This window comes from Paenibacillus sp. AK002 (assembly GCF_053903045.1).
In genome coordinates, this window is sequence record NZ_CP096377.1 from 3,758,389 (window position 1) to 3,774,561 (window position 16,173).

Annotated in this window: 15 protein-coding genes and 1 pseudogene; 4 read left to right on the forward strand and 12 right to left on the reverse strand. The window is 47.9% G+C overall.

Going from position 1 to position 16,173, the window contains the following annotated elements:
• Positions 1-31: 31 nt before the first annotated feature.
• The gene (locus tag M1D70_RS16485; RefSeq protein ID WP_456290454.1) at positions 32-931 is read left to right on the forward strand and encodes an EamA family transporter; all 900 of its coding nucleotides are present in this window, start codon (positions 32-34) and stop codon (positions 929-931) included.
• Between the two features lie 230 nt (positions 932-1,161).
• On the opposite strand, the gene M1D70_RS16490 is transcribed toward M1D70_RS16485, so the two are convergent.
• Positions 1,162-1,647, reverse strand: coding sequence for a DinB family protein (locus M1D70_RS16490; protein ID WP_009595438.1), 486 nt, complete (start codon positions 1,645-1,647; stop codon positions 1,162-1,164).
• A gap of 157 nt (positions 1,648-1,804) precedes the next feature.
• Between M1D70_RS16490 and M1D70_RS16495 the strand changes: the two are divergent.
• Positions 1,805-1,911, forward strand: a pseudogene (locus M1D70_RS16495) (AraC family transcriptional regulator); the annotation flags it as partial.
• 74 nt (positions 1,912-1,985) lie between these two features.
• Here M1D70_RS16495 and M1D70_RS16500 read toward each other — a convergent pair.
• The 10 genes from M1D70_RS16500 to M1D70_RS16545 form a co-directional block, all read right to left on the reverse strand.
• Positions 1,986-2,927 carry a hypothetical protein gene (locus M1D70_RS16500; RefSeq protein WP_456287341.1) on the reverse strand — a complete coding sequence of 314 codons (942 nt, stop codon included), beginning with the start codon at positions 2,925-2,927 and terminating at the stop codon, positions 1,986-1,988.
• Between the two features lie 229 nt (positions 2,928-3,156).
• The gene (locus M1D70_RS16505) at positions 3,157-4,476 is read right to left on the reverse strand and encodes a HAMP domain-containing sensor histidine kinase (RefSeq protein ID WP_456287342.1); all 1,320 of its coding nucleotides are present in this window, start codon (positions 4,474-4,476) and stop codon (positions 3,157-3,159) included.
• A gap of 17 nt (positions 4,477-4,493) precedes the next feature.
• On the reverse strand, positions 4,494-4,664 hold the full coding sequence (locus M1D70_RS16510) for a hypothetical protein (protein ID WP_456287343.1): 171 nt from the start codon (positions 4,662-4,664) through the stop codon (positions 4,494-4,496).
• A gap of 142 nt (positions 4,665-4,806) precedes the next feature.
• On the reverse strand, positions 4,807-7,398 hold the full coding sequence (locus M1D70_RS16515) for an FtsX-like permease family protein (protein ID WP_456287344.1): 2,592 nt from the start codon (positions 7,396-7,398) through the stop codon (positions 4,807-4,809).
• The gene (locus M1D70_RS16520; RefSeq protein ID WP_009595414.1) at positions 7,395-8,078 is read right to left on the reverse strand and encodes an ABC transporter ATP-binding protein; all 684 of its coding nucleotides are present in this window, start codon (positions 8,076-8,078) and stop codon (positions 7,395-7,397) included. Before M1D70_RS16520 ends, M1D70_RS16515 begins: the two co-directional genes overlap by 4 nt.
• 24 nt (positions 8,079-8,102) lie before the next feature.
• Positions 8,103-9,041, reverse strand: a complete 939-nt coding sequence (locus M1D70_RS16525; RefSeq protein ID WP_456287345.1) for a VanZ family protein — start codon at positions 9,039-9,041, stop codon at positions 8,103-8,105.
• Positions 9,042-9,142: 101 nt separating this feature from the next.
• Positions 9,143-10,144, reverse strand: coding sequence for a sensor histidine kinase (locus M1D70_RS16530; protein WP_456287346.1), 1,002 nt, complete (start codon positions 10,142-10,144; stop codon positions 9,143-9,145).
• Positions 10,145-10,828, reverse strand: coding sequence for a response regulator transcription factor (locus M1D70_RS16535; RefSeq protein ID WP_015735612.1), 684 nt, complete (start codon positions 10,826-10,828; stop codon positions 10,145-10,147). It lies immediately after the preceding gene.
• A gap of 151 nt (positions 10,829-10,979) precedes the next feature.
• Positions 10,980-12,221 (reverse strand): YbfB/YjiJ family MFS transporter, encoded by a 1,242-nt coding sequence (locus M1D70_RS16540; protein ID WP_456287347.1) that lies wholly within the window; start codon positions 12,219-12,221, stop codon positions 10,980-10,982.
• 43 nt (positions 12,222-12,264) lie between these two features.
• Positions 12,265-13,350: a polysaccharide deacetylase family protein gene (locus M1D70_RS16545; RefSeq protein WP_456287348.1), complete on the reverse strand. Its 1,086-nt coding sequence runs from the start codon at positions 13,348-13,350 to the stop codon at positions 12,265-12,267.
• Between the two features lie 133 nt (positions 13,351-13,483).
• Here M1D70_RS16545 and M1D70_RS16550 point away from each other — a divergent pair, with 133 nt between their 5' ends.
• A complete protein-coding gene (locus M1D70_RS16550; protein WP_456287349.1) occupies positions 13,484-14,380 on the forward strand; it encodes a LysR family transcriptional regulator in 897 nt (298 codons plus the stop codon).
• Positions 14,381-14,590: 210 nt separating this feature from the next.
• Here M1D70_RS16550 and M1D70_RS16555 read toward each other — a convergent pair whose 3' ends face one another.
• Positions 14,591-15,307, reverse strand: coding sequence for a glycerophosphodiester phosphodiesterase (locus M1D70_RS16555; RefSeq protein WP_456287350.1), 717 nt, complete (start codon positions 15,305-15,307; stop codon positions 14,591-14,593).
• Between the two features lie 382 nt (positions 15,308-15,689).
• On the opposite strand from M1D70_RS16555, the gene M1D70_RS16560 reads away from it, so the two are divergent.
• Entirely contained in the window at positions 15,690-16,172 is a 483-nt protein-coding gene (locus M1D70_RS16560) for a MarR family transcriptional regulator (protein ID WP_009595446.1), read from the forward strand.
• Position 16,173: the final 1 nt, after the last annotated feature.

Consider the following 16,173-nt stretch of genomic DNA (forward strand, 5'->3'; position numbering starts at 1 on the left):
TTTGCGTTTAACTAAGGAGGATAAGGATTTGATGAAATTATGGCACTATGCATTGATCGTTTTTTTAGGAGGCTGCAGTTATGGGGTTTTGTCCACCTTTGTTAAATTGGCCTATGCAGCAGGTTTCACCGTGTCCGCAGTAACCGGAGGACAGTATCTGTTCGGCGTTGTGCTCTGTTGGCTTGCCGTGTTATTTATCAAAAAGAAAAAACTGACTCGAATCCAAGCTTCAAAGCTTATCCTTTCTGGAATTCCCTTCGGGTTAACGGGCATATTTTATTATCAAGCCCTACAAACGTTAAGCGCCTCTCTAGCAATCGTTATTTTGTTCCAATTTGTTTGGATCGGAGCCTTGTTGGAGTGGGTATTCCACAAGAAAAAGCCAACCAAGACGAAACTCATTTCCATCGCCTTGCTTCTGGCGGGTTCCGTGTTGGCAGCCAATATCCTATTCCAAGAACCCATAGTGTTATCATGGCAGGGATGCCTCTGGGGAATGCTTGCGGCATCGTCCTTTTCCGCATTCGTATTTTTGAGTGGGTCGGTCGAAAAGGAAACGCCTCCCATTTTAAAAAGCGCCCTACTTTCCACGGGAGGCGTATTGACCGTATTTATCGTTTTTCCGCCAACGTTTTTATTGGACTTGGATGTATTTGTGGGGATCATTCCTTACGGATTGGCACTGGGTATATTCGGAGGCGTCCTCCCCCCTCTTCTGTATTCGATTGGAATGCCGCATGTCGGTTCGGGATTGGGAACCATTCTTACGTCATCCGAATTGCCGGTTGTCATCGCCATGTCCTCATTAGTTCTAGGAGAAACCATAAGCTGGTCTCAGTGGATTGGTGTGATCATCATTCTGGGCGGAATTTTTTATAGTAATATTCGATTACGTACTCGGAACAGAGAAGCTTTGACAACCACTGTGTAAGCTAAAAACATGTGAGAAAAAAACCGCTAAACCCAATAGGATATGGCTCGATATCAAGTAGATGGAGTAAGAAGAAAAAGATAAATCCTTCGGTTCCATACTAGAACTGAAGGATTTTTTGCTCTTTACGCCATTCGTTGGGGATACGCTGTTCGGCATCTTTGCCGATTGCATAGCTGTGACCTCGTCCATATGCTGACCCTGGCATGTTTATCGTTCAATAGAATACATCAGCATTTAATATCGAATAACCCTCTATGAATCAAGTTTGCAGTAACCGGCTGCTTTCCGATTTCTCGTGACCAGATAGACAATTGACCGATATGATGAATTTCATGGGCGATCACGTGACGCATCACTTCACCGAATGTAAATCTTTCCTGTTCCCCGTCCTGGTTCGTGTCGACCATGATGCGATCTTCCAAGCTATCATTCCAATCGTAGACGAAGGGTGCAATTTCCGCGTGGGCTCGGGCCGAATAATCTCTTAATCCTTGGACGCTGGCACAATCCTCGAACGAAGGGATATCCAGCTCTTTTCCTTGCAAATCCATGCACAGCCAAGCATATTCAACGGTCACGATGTGATGCAGTGTGTAGAGAATGCTTCCTATGCCACCGGTGCGTTGTTTCAACAACTCATCCTCGCTCACTGTATCGCACCAGTCAAACCAATCTTGGCGAACTTGCCAGTTATACTCGAATAGCTTCAACATGTCATAGCCTCCTGTAATCATAAACTTTTGCTTCTACTCATGATTCGCGATCTAATCATATTATCCTCCCTCTATGAAGATTCCTGATCCGAGTTTACCTCTAACATATCATGTATTGTTGGATGAAGCGTCTCTATTCAAAGCTAAGAAACGAACCATAATGCTGAATTGGATTCATCACCATTATGCTGAAAAGATCATATTAGAGGATATTCCAAAGGCGTGCACTTGAGTCGGTCCGAATGCTGCCGATTCTTCAAACAAAAAAGCCGCATACATGCGGCTTTTCAGTGTATTCATGCTCTTGTCGTTTGACAAAAACTAGCGGTACGGGTAGTTTACAAGACTCGCCGCCGATCGTTCAGCACTAGAAGAATGATCATTACCATTATGATCCCCAAAATAATCCCCGCTTCCGTGGTCAACGTCCGCAGCAACGGGTACTCCGGCGAAAATTGGGAGTCCGTGCGTATGGCGGAAAAGAGATTGTATGAGAATAACATTCCCGACGAAATCCATACCGTTGCCATCGGGGGGAGGAACCTTCGCGATCCGTTATTCGAAGTTAGAACCCGAGCTCCCCACGCTCCAGCGATAGACCATGCTCCGGTACTAAACGTCAGCAGGTGCCACCACACATCGCGTTCATCCACTCTTGCCGGGTCAATGCCAAAGGTCCCTCCCGCAGCCCAATACACCTTGATGGTGCCGAGCAGAATACAGCCAACTCCAACAAACTTGGCCAATGTTTGCTGCAGCTTCAAAGTGTTCCCGGATAAATCACGATAATCAATGAATGTGCCGAAGGCCTCCGGCCAGCGTGTTCGGGCGTAACCTGCTAGGGCAAGAGGCAAACAAATGCCGACACCAACCAGCGATATCATGACGAAGAGCTGTTCATAAACCCAAACATCGGCGGCGCCTGCCTCCTTATCCCGAGTCATGGCTGCCGGTCCTAGTACCGGTGCCAAGAGCAGCATAGGAACCAGCAGACCCGTACCCATCCAAATGGGGATGGCAACCAGCCAAGCAGGAAGACGTTCGCCCCATGGCATGCTGAACGCCAGCGCCAGCAGGATTCCGATCATTGCGAGCACTACGGTAGCTGCGTTGATCGCACGCCAGCTAACATCGCCCATTTGTTCGGTCGGCATGAAGAAACCTAAAGTCCAAGCGATTTTGATCAGTAGATACGGCAACACCGATATGGCTGCTCCATAGCCGCATATACGACGCATTTTCATCCATAACGGCGTCTGCAGCTCTTTCGATATTGCCATGTTATCATACCTCATGTTGGATTACTTACCTCCTTAAATAACGCTGCTTGCATATCCCATTCTATCTTCTGATTCGAAAAGTAAAGCGACCTTAAGTTTAAGAATGGGTTAAATTTCTGCAAAAGCAGCCTTGCGCGAGGTAGTTGATCATAAAGAAACTGCATGCAACATGATTGCATAATCAGGTTCGTTGGTTTCAGGGCTTACAAGATGTAATCTTCACTGTAATCTATACGCTCAAGCCGCTATCCTTCCAAAGATAAAACGAGCTTCCGTTTGCGTCGGACTTCAACTCCCAATGCAAACCCATCTCCCTAGTCATCATGGATACAATGGACAATCCAATTCCAGCTCCCTTTTCAGGAGACTCGTTACAAGTGCCGGAACCCTTGTCTTGTACGATAATAGCCTGATTTGGATAATCCGTGATGTGAATGCCGATGTATCGGCCTGCCCCAGCATGACGCACCACGTTCTGGAACACATTGTCCATGATCCGATGAAGCCACACGGGGTCTACATTCCATAGGATCGGGCAATCAGGCAGCTCGGCAACAACATTAAAGTCCTTTGCCTCGAAGATCGGATACCATTCGGCCACGCGGTTACGAACTTCTTCAGTGATATCGATCGATTGGATGTTAATGGGATACTTCCCCGCCGATAGCAGTGAGTATGACAGCAGGTTATCCATCAACTTGTCGACTTCATCCAGCTTGTGATCAATGATAGAAAGCGACGTCTGTTCCTGGGAAGCAGCAGGATTACTTCGAACGGAATGAACATGCTGCCGAATGATAGTTAACGGAGTGCGAAGATCGTGGGATATATTCGAAATGAATTGCTTACGCAGTTCCTCCTCCTCCCGCTCCCGCTGCTGACTTTCTTTAAGCTCGCAGACCATCCGGTTAAAGGCGCCTTCAAGTTCTCCAATCTCGTCTTCCTTGCTAATAACGACTTCATTCGGGAAGCCGCTCTTCCCGCTTAAGTTCATCGCTGATCGAAGTTTAATCAATCTTTTTCGAAGATTCACGAAGAACAGAAATGACAGTACCAAGAAGCATAGACAGACGGTGAAGAACATAATGGCTAACGGCATGTTTTCTGGAAACGACATTTCCGCAGATATAATATGAGATTCGGGAAGCCTCATCACCATAAAGCCTTGTTTTGGATCGTTTCCGATGAGGGCCGTCAAGGTAAACGCTTCCTGGTTGCTATCCTGTGTTTGAAGCGAGAGCATATCCTCATAACTCCATTGCGCCGGGATATCGTTCGAGGTGACCTTGATCGCATTCGTTCTACCCGACGAGTCGACCCAGAACATCTCTGCTTCCGGATATTCCATGCTCAACTCGCCCAGTTGGGCTCGAATCTTCCCAGTTCCTGCACCTTTCAGCTTGATGGCCTCCTCTTGCCACCTACGAGTGATCTCTTCCGGACGATACATCGAATGCTCGCTGAATAGGTAACCCGGTAAATAAAACATCGCTGGAATGACCGGCCACAGCAGCAATGCGGTCATCATCAGAGCCAGGTATTTGCTCATTAACGAGGTGCGCATCCTCATGTTCTCACTCGGTATCCGACGCGGCGAATCGTCTTCATCATTTGAGGGGACCGGGAGTCCAGCCCTGTTCTCCAGATTACCTCATAGTCTTGTCCGCATAGAAGGTTTCTGGACCAGGTGCTAATTTCCTGATCGTTTTCCATGTACAAGATCGTGAATGTCTTCATCTTCACACAGACTCCTAACAAGTGGTATAAGGTTAGTCTAACACAGGAAGGAAATACGGTGAGCGTTATAACGAGAACTTCTATACTTCAAGCAAAAAAGCCGCAACTTATGCGGCTTTCCTAATAGTCAATTTCGATCTGCCTATATATTCTCCTGCTTTAAAGCATCAATAATGTTTTCCTTTTTTAATTTCCTGCTGGAAAAAATAATCGCAGAAACGACAATAACAAATACGGCGACGACAACAGAAAGCACACTTAGCCAGGGAACGGTGAATCCGTAGCTGAATCTGTTCGCAAATGACCTATACATTAGAATCATCACGACGAAACTGACGGGAAGCCCGAACAGCAGCGACTTGACTCCATAAAAAACACTCTCATAATTCATCATTTTCGCAAAGCCCTTTGGCGTCATGCCAACGGATTTTAACATCGCAATTTCTCGCTTACGAAGGGATAAGCCCGTTGAGATGGTATTAAAAATATTCGCAATGGAAATCGCGGAGATTAATACGATAAAACCGTAAGAAAAGACGGCCGTCAATAGAATCTGTTGTTCTTCGCTTTTTCTGGATTGATATACATTGTAGACATTCAGATTGGTCTCAAACATCTCTTCGATTTCCTGCTGTGTTCTCATCGGCTCCGTACTTTTCAAATAGAGGTATGTCTGAACGTTAGCCAGTTCCTCGTCGTCTGCCAATTGATCCATGATGCGTTCCGACACGATCATATTTAACCCACCTACGCCTGCCCCGCTCATCCCCATAGGAGCTTGATCCGTCAGCGCGGCAACGGTCACCCGGCTTACCTTCGTTTCTTCCGCATTATCTTTATAGCTATTCGTTAGTTCGAAATTTTGACCGACATTCGTATACACGGCCTTCGTTTGGACATATTTCCCGGCATCCATATCTTGGTAGCGGATTGTATCCATCACGATCGCGGCAGGATGATCCGGATCCCTAAGCTGTTCGTATTTTGCGCCGACGGCATCGGCATAGGCTTGCAGACTCAAATCGTCCAATGCATGGATCTTAATCTCGTAAGGGTATTTTCCGTCCTGCAGTAAACTCTTATCCTTCTTAACCATCTCTTGCAATTCTTCGGCGATGTACGCTTCATCGACCCAAGCCTGCTTATAGAACTCTTGAATCAGGTTGTATTCCGTTACACCATCTAAGGATACAATCGATTGCAGCAACCGGTCGTCTATTCTTTTTCCGTTGCTGTACGACACTTGAATATCATAATTGACGCCTTCCTGCGACAGTTCCAGGGATTGTTTCATGCCGGCGGTAAAAAACGATACCGTCAAAAACAAAACAATGCTGATGACAAGTGAAAATACAATGGCATGATATCTCCGTTTGTTTCTTTTTAAGTTTTTCAATCCGATTTCCGCTTCGATGCCGAAGAGCTTGCGAATGAGCCTCGACGTTTTCACGGCTTTCGCCGTAAGCTTAACATCGGACGTTTGGCGAATCGCGTCCATGGCGGAAACCTTGGATGCTTTGAACGCCGGAAGATACGTCGAGATGAAAATCGTCAGCATCGAAACAACACAGGCAATCAAGAGTGATAACGGCGTGACGATGACCGTCAGCTTTTCACTGCTCCATAATGCCCCCTCAATCATCGGGTTCATGAACCAAAAGGTGATTCCGATCCCGGCAAGACCGCATAGAATGCCAATCGGAATGCTGATCAAGCCAATAATGACACCTTCAAAAAGCACTGAATTTCGCTTCTGCCTTCTCGTAGCCCCGACGCTCGCGAGCATCCCTAAATGACGGGAACGTTCCGAGACGGATATCGCAAAAGCATTATAGATGAGCGAAACCGAGCCGATCATAATGACCGCCATCAGGATCGCCGATAAAGTGTACATCATGCTGTACGATTCTTTGTTTTTGGACAAGCCGTAATAATGCAGCAAGTCGTTATTGTATTGGACCGATTCGATGTCGTTCCTCTTTGCCACATTTTCCGCATCAGCGAACAAGGACGGTTTGATTTTCTGCAAGACCACCGCCGCATTCACTTGATCGGTTGACCCGATAAAGTTTTCATCGACATAGCTGATAATCGTATAACCCGGCGCCCAAGCCGTTTCCCATACGGGACGCTTGATGTAGCCGACCACCGTATAAACCTTTGTCTCGATATGCTGCAACGTTTCAGTCAACGTGCCGTCTTCCCTACGCAGCGGTTCGGTCTGATCCAAGGGATGATCGCCCCCTTGTTCGAATCGTTCGCCGATGCGAAGGGCTAGACGATCGCCGATTTCGTACTTCACTTTGGCGTTCGTTGCAACGGGCTCGGAGATAACGACTTCCTTGTCCGTACGGGGTAGACGCCCCTTGCTTAGTTCAACCTGAAATTGTGTGAAACCTTGCGCATCATATTCCTTGATGAACAAGTATGGTTTGTTGGGATTTTGTCCCCCTTCTAATGGGGCATATCCAAGATCCCTTGTAATCGCAACGGTTTGGGTTGCCTCATCGGCTTGTATCGCCGCAAGCTGTTCTTTGGTAACATCCTGATATTGAACATGCCACTCCCCGCTATCCGCGATGGTTTGCCTGATCATTAAATCCGAGAAGGAGAACACAAGCGTAGCGACAGCGGTCACCATGGCAACCGAAATGATGACGCCGATGATGGTCACGAGTGTTCGTCTCTTGTTTTGCTTTAAATTCCGGATGGCAAGTTTGTAGACAATATTCATCGACGGATCACCTCGTCTTTGGCAACCTTCCCGTCTACAATTGAAATGATCCTGTCGGCCTGTAAAGCGATTCGTTCGTCGTGAGTGATGACAATCAGCGTCTGATGATAGGTTTTATTCAACATTTTCAACAAATCGACGATCTCGCTGCTATTTTTGCTGTCCAAATTCCCGGTGGGCTCGTCTGCCAGCATGATGGCAGGGTTACTGATGATCGCTCTGCCGATCGAAACCCGCTGCTGCTGTCCGCCGGATAACTGATTAGGCAGGTGGTTTAAACGACGCTCCAAATTTAGCGTCTTTACGAGCCCATCGAACTGCTTCTTATCTTCCTGTTGGTTGTCCAGCAAGAGCGGCAGCGTCATGTTCTCTTTCACCGTTAAGGTGGGAATCAGATTGAAAAACTGGTAGATCAGTCCGATTTGCCGCCGCCGGAAGATGGCCAGACGCGTTTCATCCAATGCATAGATGTCCGTATTTTCAACGAAAACCTTGCCGCTCGTCGGTCGATCGACGCCTCCCAGCAGATGAAGAAGGGTTGATTTTCCCGATCCGGACGGGCCGATAATCGCGACGAATTCGCCTTTTTGAACCGAAAAAGAAATGTCGTCAAGCGCCTTTACCGCCGATTCGCCTGTGCCGTATATTTTAGACAGATGCTCGATTTTTAAAATTTCCATTGCCGTACCTACCTCCCTTCATGCTCAATTCCAGCTATATACCATCTCTTTATATCCAACATCCCACAGGGTTACATTTCCATCAATGGTTATCGTAAGCTCATTGGCCTGAGGGAAATAAATGGAGCTCATCTCCGGCTCATGGCGTCCGGCTTCTACAGATACGGTCAGGAACTCATGTCCATCGGTGGTAACCCTAATGCTGCCTCGGGAATCCTCCTGATCGGGAATTCCATAATTCAAGAAGAGGTACACCTCCTTCTTATTGCCTAGCGTGTACCTGTACGTTTCCTTGTTTTTGCCTTCGAAACTGTACACATTATATTGGGGTTCCACGTCTTGACCGCCAATCTCAAAACTGGCCGTTTTGTTTCCTGTTGAAGGATTCCCCGTACTATCCCTTAAATCGTTTATCGCTACAAAGGGACCCATTTCTTTGGTGAACGCTTGGTCAAAGATCCCGAAGACCCCCCACACCCCGAGCATGAGGACTAAACTTGATAAACCCATATAAACAATATTTCTCCAGTAGTTTTTTGTGCGAAATCCAAGTTTGTACGCCCCGAAGCCGACGGCTGCGCCCAATGAGTTCTGTATAACATCATTCATGTCGAAGCTGCCGAGGAAAGTTAGTGCCTGAATCGTCTCCAGCAGGAGGATGGATAGGATAAACAATGTCATAAAGCGGACAAAGCTAGTCCGATATAACAACGGAATCAATATGCCAAAAGGAATGAAAGCGGCGACGTTCCCGAAACCCACTAAATCCATCAAGGTCGGATGTAGAAGGTCGGATAGACCTGGCAGCCTAAAAAAATCGTCCGGTAAAAAAATAAAGGTGTACCCCTTGATTTGATCTGCCTTACCTACCCTGCCGAAAGCGAAAAACAAAAAATAAAGAATAAACAGGGTGTAAAATATCGTGATGGCAAAAATAAGCTTACGCTGTTGCTTCGATTGCATTGTCGTACCTCCATCGTTCATCTGATGGATCTCATTGTATCTGTCCAAAATGACTTTTCAGTGACGATGGAGGTGACAATTCAGTCACTTACGGTGTGCCGCTAAATCACGTGCTTATAAAATTTAATCCGAAACCGCGTACCCTTCTCGGCGTCGCTTGTCACATCGATCACGCCGTTCTGACTGGCAATGATGCTCTGTGCCATCGCAAGCCCTATGCCGATGCTCCCTTCGCTAGCATTCTTTCCTTTGTAGAAACGTTTGAAAATATACGGCAAATCTTCTTTCGGAATGCCTTTTCCGTTGTCGACAATGACGATTTCCGTATATAACGCGTTTTCGGAAAATGAGATGGCGATTGCACCGCCTTCAGGCGTATGCTCCACTCCGTTTTTCAAAATATTGATAACCGCTTCAGCAGTCCAATTGAAATCGCCGACAAAAGAGACGTTGTCATCCCCCTCGATGGAAACCGTCTGTCCCTTAATATCCATCGGAATCATTACCGGCTCTAATGCTTTTTGGATAAGGCTTTTCATGGGTATTCGATCTTTTTTGAATGGGATGGTCTTCGCGTCCATTTTCGATAGCTTTAATAAAGAAGAAACAAGCCAGTCGATCCGTTCAAGCTGGATGCGAATATGGTGGGTGAACTCCGTTCTTTTGGCCGGAGGCAGGTCAGGGGCACTTAGAAGATCCGCCATGACGGTCATGGAGGTGAGCGGCGTTTTGAGCTGATGCGAAATATCGGAGATGGCATCCGTCAGTTGAAGTTTGTCCCGCTGCAATAGCGACCGGTGCTCCGACAGCATGCGCGTCACTTTGTAAATATCATTCTTTAGGATGCTAAGCTCGCCTTCTTGATTGTCCCGTACGTCCAGGGTATCATTGCCGCTGCTAATCTCCCGCAAATAGACGGACAGCTTTTCAATTTCGCGGTATCTCCATTTCGTAAATAACAAGCTGCCGCCAATGAGCAAAATCGATAGAAAGAAAACGAGCACCGCGGCGGCAGGAGAAATCATAAGAGCTGCAACAATCGCCGCTAGGCTGACTGAACCCATGACGAACAATAACATCTTAATTTCTCGATTGCGCAGCATCTAATCACCAACCTTATATCCCAGTCCGCGTACGGTTTTGATCAATGTCGGATGTCCAGGATCATCTTCCAGCTTTTCCCGCAGCCTTTTAATATAAACGGTTAACGTATTGTCGTTCACGAAATCGCCGGCCACATCCCAAATTTGCTCCAAAAGCTGATTTCTTGAGAGAACCTGTCCGATATGATTGCCAAAGATGAGCAATAAGCGATATTCCAAAGCGGTCAACGCAATCTCGGCTCCGTTCTTGAACACTTTCCCTTCCAGCGTATTGATGCGGATATCATCAATATCCATGATGCTGTTAACTTGGGACGGCTTTTGATATCTTCGCAAGACGGACTTGATCCGCGAAAGAAGTTCGCGAACCCGAAAAGGTTTCGTAATATAATCATCGGCTCCCATATCAAGCCCCATCACGACATTAACCTCATCGTCGATCACCGTTAAGAAGATGACCGGAATGTCACGCCGCTCCTTCACCATCTTGCACAATTCATAGCCGCTTCCGTCCGGAAGCTGTAAATCGAACAAGCATAAAGCGAACTGGTCGATGTCTTCGGCGAGCACCTGTTTTGCAGATGCGACATCATGGCAAATAACGGTTGAATAGCGCTCTTGCTGCAGCGAATATTCCAGACCGGACGCAATCGTTTTATCATCTTCCACTAACAAGAATTTCATATCCAAAAAGATCATCCTAACGTTATGATTGAATTTATGACCCATCTTCATTCTGATAGTGTACCAACGCAATAGGAAAAATAAAAGCCGTTACCACAATGAATGAGGCAGCTGATCGTTTGACCAGCTGCCTCAATATGATGCTTCGACTTCAACCACGGACAGGCAAATGACGAATCTCAAGCTTTCGTTGCTGTAGTCCATACCATGCAGCCAACGCAGCGGCAATCGCCATAAAGATGGCGCTGGATGCCACGCCGAATGGCAAGCCGTATTGTTCGACGATCAAGCCTCCAACGATGGGACCGATGATCTGCCCAGAGGCAAAAAAGGCAGTGGCTATGCTGAGGCTTGGCGCATACGCGTGGTGAGGGACATGACGACGAAGAAGCGCAGTTGTCATCAGCGGCGGAGTAATAAAGGAAACCAGCCCAATCGTGGTGGCTCCAAGTACAGTAAAGAACATATTATTAGTGATTACCCCACACGCTCCGATCGTTCCTAAGGTTAATCCCGAAGCCAGCGTATACCCGCTCGGCCAGCGGTCAATAGCTTTGCCTCCGATCCATCCGTTAAACATACCCGCGAATCCGATACCGGACCATACCAGCCCGGCATAGAGGGATGGAATGCCTTGGTTCACCAGATAGGGAATCAAATACGTGAAATAGATGATGTATCCCCAGCCGAAGAAGAAATAAGAAGCGATTAGGAACAAGAGCTTATTGGAGTTCAACAGGAGACGATACACATGATCGTCTTCTTGGTCCCGTGACTCCGATTCGGTCTGCGCGGGTATTTTTACGACTCCCCTCTCTCTGGTAACAACGCACTCGAAACCAAGCGCGGCAATTACACCGAATACGCCCATGATCACCCAAGCATACCGCCAACCCTGCAAGTGTGAAGGATCTATGGTAAAGGGGGCGAATAAACCTGACACTAGAATGCCGGCAGATCCGCCCAGCCATATAAGACCCGATGCCACTCCCCGTTCCTCGGGTCGAACGGCATCCATTGCAATGGACAGGACTAACACGGTAGCGAAAGCTGATAACAAGCCTATGACGAACCGCCAAAGTCCAAGCTGGGTAAAATGATCACTAAATGCCGAGCCGATTAAAGTCAATCCGAGCAATAAGCACGTCATCCGATTAATGACATGCTTGTGGTCTGGAAACCGCGAAATCAACGGGGAAAGACACAATGTCCCGACTAGATAGCCGATAAAGTTGACGGTGCCGAGAATACCCAACTGTCCATAGCTCCCCCCGATGACCCTCTGGATCCCGGGCAAAAACATGCCGTAGGAGAGCCGGGAAAAGCCGAGTATCACGACAAATAATAACGATGCCCATAGCGTAATCCAATTCCATGCCGATTTTGTACCCATATTCCCTATCTTCCCCCCAAATAATAAGGCGGACCATGAACCGCTACCCTTCCAGCAATACAATCTCGGCTTCGACGCCCATCTGTTCGCACAGCTTGTGAATCCGGCGCATGTCCTGTGTGCTGGTGATCCATTCGCAGCCTAGGGTTGATGCCTCGTGAGCCGCCCATTGCAGAATATAGACTATAGCATCCGCATGCGCTTCCTTCGTGGCGAAGTCCTCCAGTATCAGCGCGCCGCCGCGGGTCGAAGCACGCACGTATGCCCAGTGCCGGCCGGCAAAGCTGCGGGCGACAAAACGAGTTTCACCGTCCGACGGAGACTGCATGGAGAGCGCTTGCAGCCATTTGCCGTAAGCGCCTGACCCCCTCGGAGCTTTCGGGTTCCCCCATTCAAGTGAATCGGCGGCCAGCTTCCGCAATTCATCCTCGTCGGCGACGCTCTTCCATTGCTCACTTTGGAAAGAGTTCGGGAGAGTCGGTTTGAAGCGGACTTGCCAGCTGCGTTCGCCTGCCCTGATGCCATTGGCACGAAGCAGATCGGATACGGTGATCATATCAAGTCCTTTGGCGTGAGCATGGTGTACAAGCGATTTTACGGCCTGCGGCGTTTCTTTGGCGATTTCATTGGCATGAAACATCAAAATCGTCCCATTATCCAGCTTAGGTATCACCCGCTCCATAAGCTGCGCGCTTGGCGGTCCCGACCAGTCAACCGTATCCACCCCCTCGATGACCAGATAGTTCCACTCCCGAAGCCATTCCAAATTCTCATCCCGATAGGAGGCGTAAGGAAACCGCATGAAAGTCGGAACCGGCCTTCCCGTTGCTTCTTGATAAGCAAGCTCAGCCCGTTTCAACTCTTCGAAGAATACGGCTTTGGTCACGTCTGCCATTCTGCGGTGATGGTAGGTATGCGTGGTAAGCTCATGGCCCCTGGCTATCATTTCTCTTGCTTTCGCCGGATACCGATCAAACCATTCGCCCGTTAAAAAAAACGTTCCGCACGCGCCTCCCTGCTCCAAAGCATCCAGCCATGCGTCAACAGGAAGCCGCATCGGTCCGTCATCAAACGTAAAGGCACAGTGAGAAAGCGCCGGATTGCCGCGAGTAATGACCAAATTAGACATCGTAAATCCCCCTTCTGTAATATCTTTTCATTCAAAATACCGGTGACCCTATTGTAAAATCCCGGAAATGTTTTGTAAAATTGAATAATATGAATGAATGATTCATGAATATTAAATAAAGGTGATGACAAGGATGGATCTTCGAGCTTTAAAGACCTTTGAGGCTTGCGTGCGTCTTGGACATTTTTTGAAAGCCGCCGAGGAACTCCAATATGCTCCTTCTACGGTAACCCTTCAGATACAGCGTCTCGAAGCGGATCTTGGCGTTTCTTTGTTCGTGCGCGACGGAAAACGCGTGATTGTGACCGAAGCCGGCCGATGGCTCTATCATGAGGCCTCGGCTTTACTGAAATCGGTCGGAACCATGAGGCAGACCGTCTCGGAAATTGCAACGGGAGATAACGGCTCGGTGCGTTTTTCCTCTATCGAGCCAGTCGCAAGCCAGCAGCTAGCGGCCGTGATAGCCCGTTTCTGCAAGACTCGGCCGAAAGTGGAGTTAACCATGGAAGTAGGCGGCAGCAGATCCATTGCGGAGAGGGTTCGAGCCGGCGAGCTCGATTTTGGTGTCTGCTCGGCCCCACCTTCGAAGCTCATGCTGGAGTTTGAGCCGTTGTTCGAAGAAAGATTAGGCGTCATGTTAAATATGAATCACCCATTAGCCGATCGAGATAGCATCACGGCGAGCGACCTCGCAGGGCATACCATTCTAGTGAAAGAACCGACTTGTATCTATCGGGAGCTTTGGGAAACGGCGATTTATGAGGCTGGGGAGAACCTGTTCTCTTGTATGGAGGTTGGAAGCTTCTTTGTCATTCAACATATGGTCAAGGCCGAGCTCGGTATCGGGATTGTTCCGATATACAGCGGTCTGGAACAGGAAGGCTCCTTGGTTATACGACCTATAGCCGATTTGAATCCTGTCATTGCGATAGGCATCGCTTATAAAAACAAAAAAGTCCTAGGAAAGGCAGCTTTATTGTTAATGGAGGCCATTCGGAGCATCCGCGAACCCAAGCCTGCGCTTATATAATTCGAAAAGACCTGTGGGGGTAAAGACGATGAGTTAACTCCCATGAAAAATTTCGGCGGTAAAGTCCGTGCTGTTCATGCCCTCCTTGTTCAGGGCTGCCGCGTGCTCGGAAAGTTGGAAATCGTCCTCATTTACGGAAAACAAAAAAAGCCGCAACTACGCGACTTTTAAGCATATATGTTGTATCGGTCCACGGCCATACCCCAGGACTTACCCGTTCTGGCCGGATACCTTCGCCCAGAGTTCCAGCTCGTTCGTGCAGATAAGCAAGGAAGGATATTGGGCTGCCAATTTCATGTCGCTTTCTTGATTAACTGTCCAGGAGATGAGCTGAATGCCTTCTTCTGCACAGCGTTGGATGAAAGGCTCCGTAATATGTTGATGTTCAATCGACATGTAGCCGCAATGGATTTCTTTGGCAAATGGAAAAAATGCCGGCGAAGCCCCAATGTTGATCAAGCCAAGGCCGATTGTATCGTCAAGCTGTCTCACTCTTTCGAGGCAATAGTGGTCGAAAGATGTGATGAAGACCTGCTCCTGCATTCCTTTTTTCTTGACCATATCCAGCACAAGCTGTTCCATCCCCGGGTATAGATCTCCCATCTGCTTCAATTCAATATCAACGATGATCCGGTCCTTTAATAAATCGAGCGCTTCTTCGAAGGTTGGAATGCGCTCCGTCCCGTTAATCGTCAGCTGCTTCAGCTCGGCCAGCGTCAAGTCCTTCACTTGCCCCACACCGTTGTCAGTCATACGATCGACAGAAGGATCATGGATGACCACCGGAACGCCATCCTTGCTTAATTGAACATCTAGCTCCAGGTGAGTGAAATTCAAATCGCAAGCTGCTTGAAAAGATATTAACGTATTTTCAGGGTATTTACTTGGATACCCCCGGTGTGCCATGCCTTTAATATGCTTTTTCATGCCATCCTCTCCTTTGCCCCTTTGCTTCGCGGAAGCAAATCAGCGCTTCCAGCCCTTGGATCACACACCGCTCATCGCCATTTTCGCGGCCGCAAATGAAAGCCTCAAGACAGCAGCGGATGGATGTTGGCAATCGCGGCTAACGCGCCCTTAACGATCTTATCACCTGTATATTACAGTGAGCGGCGCCATTGCACAATGCGTTTCTTCCAACTCTTGCATTCAGATCGTCAATAACGCACTTCGCTTATCCCCTACGCTCAAAATGCTCAGTAGCTGATTGTCGGACATCACATGCAAGATGCATGCGGCACTTGCTGAATCCGACAAACTGTGATATTTTAATTTCCAAGTAAACAATATGGAGTGTGAAACCGGATCTATGGATTACCCTGATCGTATCAAGTCCATCATTTATGAACAGCTGCTTCACTTCTCTCATTTGCATGAACAGCGAATGGAGCTGGAACTTAAAGAAATCAAAGAGATGGTCCAGCTTCATCAACTGAAAGGCGTACCTGGAAATTTATCGACCATCCATGTCCTGGATTGCATCGGCCAACATGAACCGATCAATCATTCTGCGATTGCCGAAAAATTAAAATTGTCGAAGGCAAGCATTACCAAGATCACCAAGAAGCTGCTTGCGCTTGACCTTATTCATCGGACCCAGCTTAACGACAATCGCAAAGAGGTCTATTTTCGTCTAACGCCCCTAGGAAAGCAGCTGTTCGAATTGCATCGGGCTTTGCACGAAGCAGAGGAGCGGCGCTTTATGCGATTTTTGGACGATTACTCCGAAAGCGAGCTGCAGACGATATTGAAGTTTTTTCAAGGGATGGCCCGGTATATAAGCGAGAGATAAG

Bases quoted from the DNA above. Each gene is read 5' to 3' on its own strand.
- M1D70_RS16545 (WP_456287348.1), bottom strand. From the start codon at position 13,350: ATGTCTAATTTGGTCATTACTCGCGGCAATCCGGCGCTTTCTCACTGT.
- M1D70_RS16510 (WP_456287343.1), bottom strand. From the start codon at position 4,664: ATGAAGACATTCACGATCTTGTACATGGAAAACGATCAGGAAATTAGC.
- M1D70_RS16485 (WP_456290454.1), top strand. From the start codon at position 32: ATGAAATTATGGCACTATGCATTGATCGTTTTTTTAGGAGGCTGCAGT.
- M1D70_RS16515 (WP_456287344.1), bottom strand. From the start codon at position 7,398: ATGAATATTGTCTACAAACTTGCCATCCGGAATTTAAAGCAAAACAAG.
- M1D70_RS16525 (WP_456287345.1), bottom strand. From the start codon at position 9,041: ATGCAATCGAAGCAACAGCGTAAGCTTATTTTTGCCATCACGATATTT.
- M1D70_RS16520 (WP_009595414.1), bottom strand. From the start codon at position 8,078: ATGGAAATTTTAAAAATCGAGCATCTGTCTAAAATATACGGCACAGGC.
- M1D70_RS16535 (WP_015735612.1), bottom strand. From the start codon at position 10,828: ATGAAATTCTTGTTAGTGGAAGATGATAAAACGATTGCGTCCGGTCTG.
- M1D70_RS16500 (WP_456287341.1), bottom strand. From the start codon at position 2,927: ATGGCAATATCGAAAGAGCTGCAGACGCCGTTATGGATGAAAATGCGT.
- M1D70_RS16550 (WP_456287349.1), top strand. From the start codon at position 13,484: ATGGATCTTCGAGCTTTAAAGACCTTTGAGGCTTGCGTGCGTCTTGGA.
- M1D70_RS16505 (WP_456287342.1), bottom strand. From the start codon at position 4,476: ATGAGCAAATACCTGGCTCTGATGATGACCGCATTGCTGCTGTGGCCG.
- M1D70_RS16490 (WP_009595438.1), bottom strand. From the start codon at position 1,647: ATGTTGAAGCTATTCGAGTATAACTGGCAAGTTCGCCAAGATTGGTTT.
- M1D70_RS16530 (WP_456287346.1), bottom strand. From the start codon at position 10,144: ATGCTGCGCAATCGAGAAATTAAGATGTTATTGTTCGTCATGGGTTCA.
- M1D70_RS16560 (WP_009595446.1), top strand. From the start codon at position 15,690: ATGGATTACCCTGATCGTATCAAGTCCATCATTTATGAACAGCTGCTT.
- M1D70_RS16540 (WP_456287347.1), bottom strand. From the start codon at position 12,221: ATGGGTACAAAATCGGCATGGAATTGGATTACGCTATGGGCATCGTTA.
- M1D70_RS16555 (WP_456287350.1), bottom strand. From the start codon at position 15,307: ATGAAAAAGCATATTAAAGGCATGGCACACCGGGGGTATCCAAGTAAA.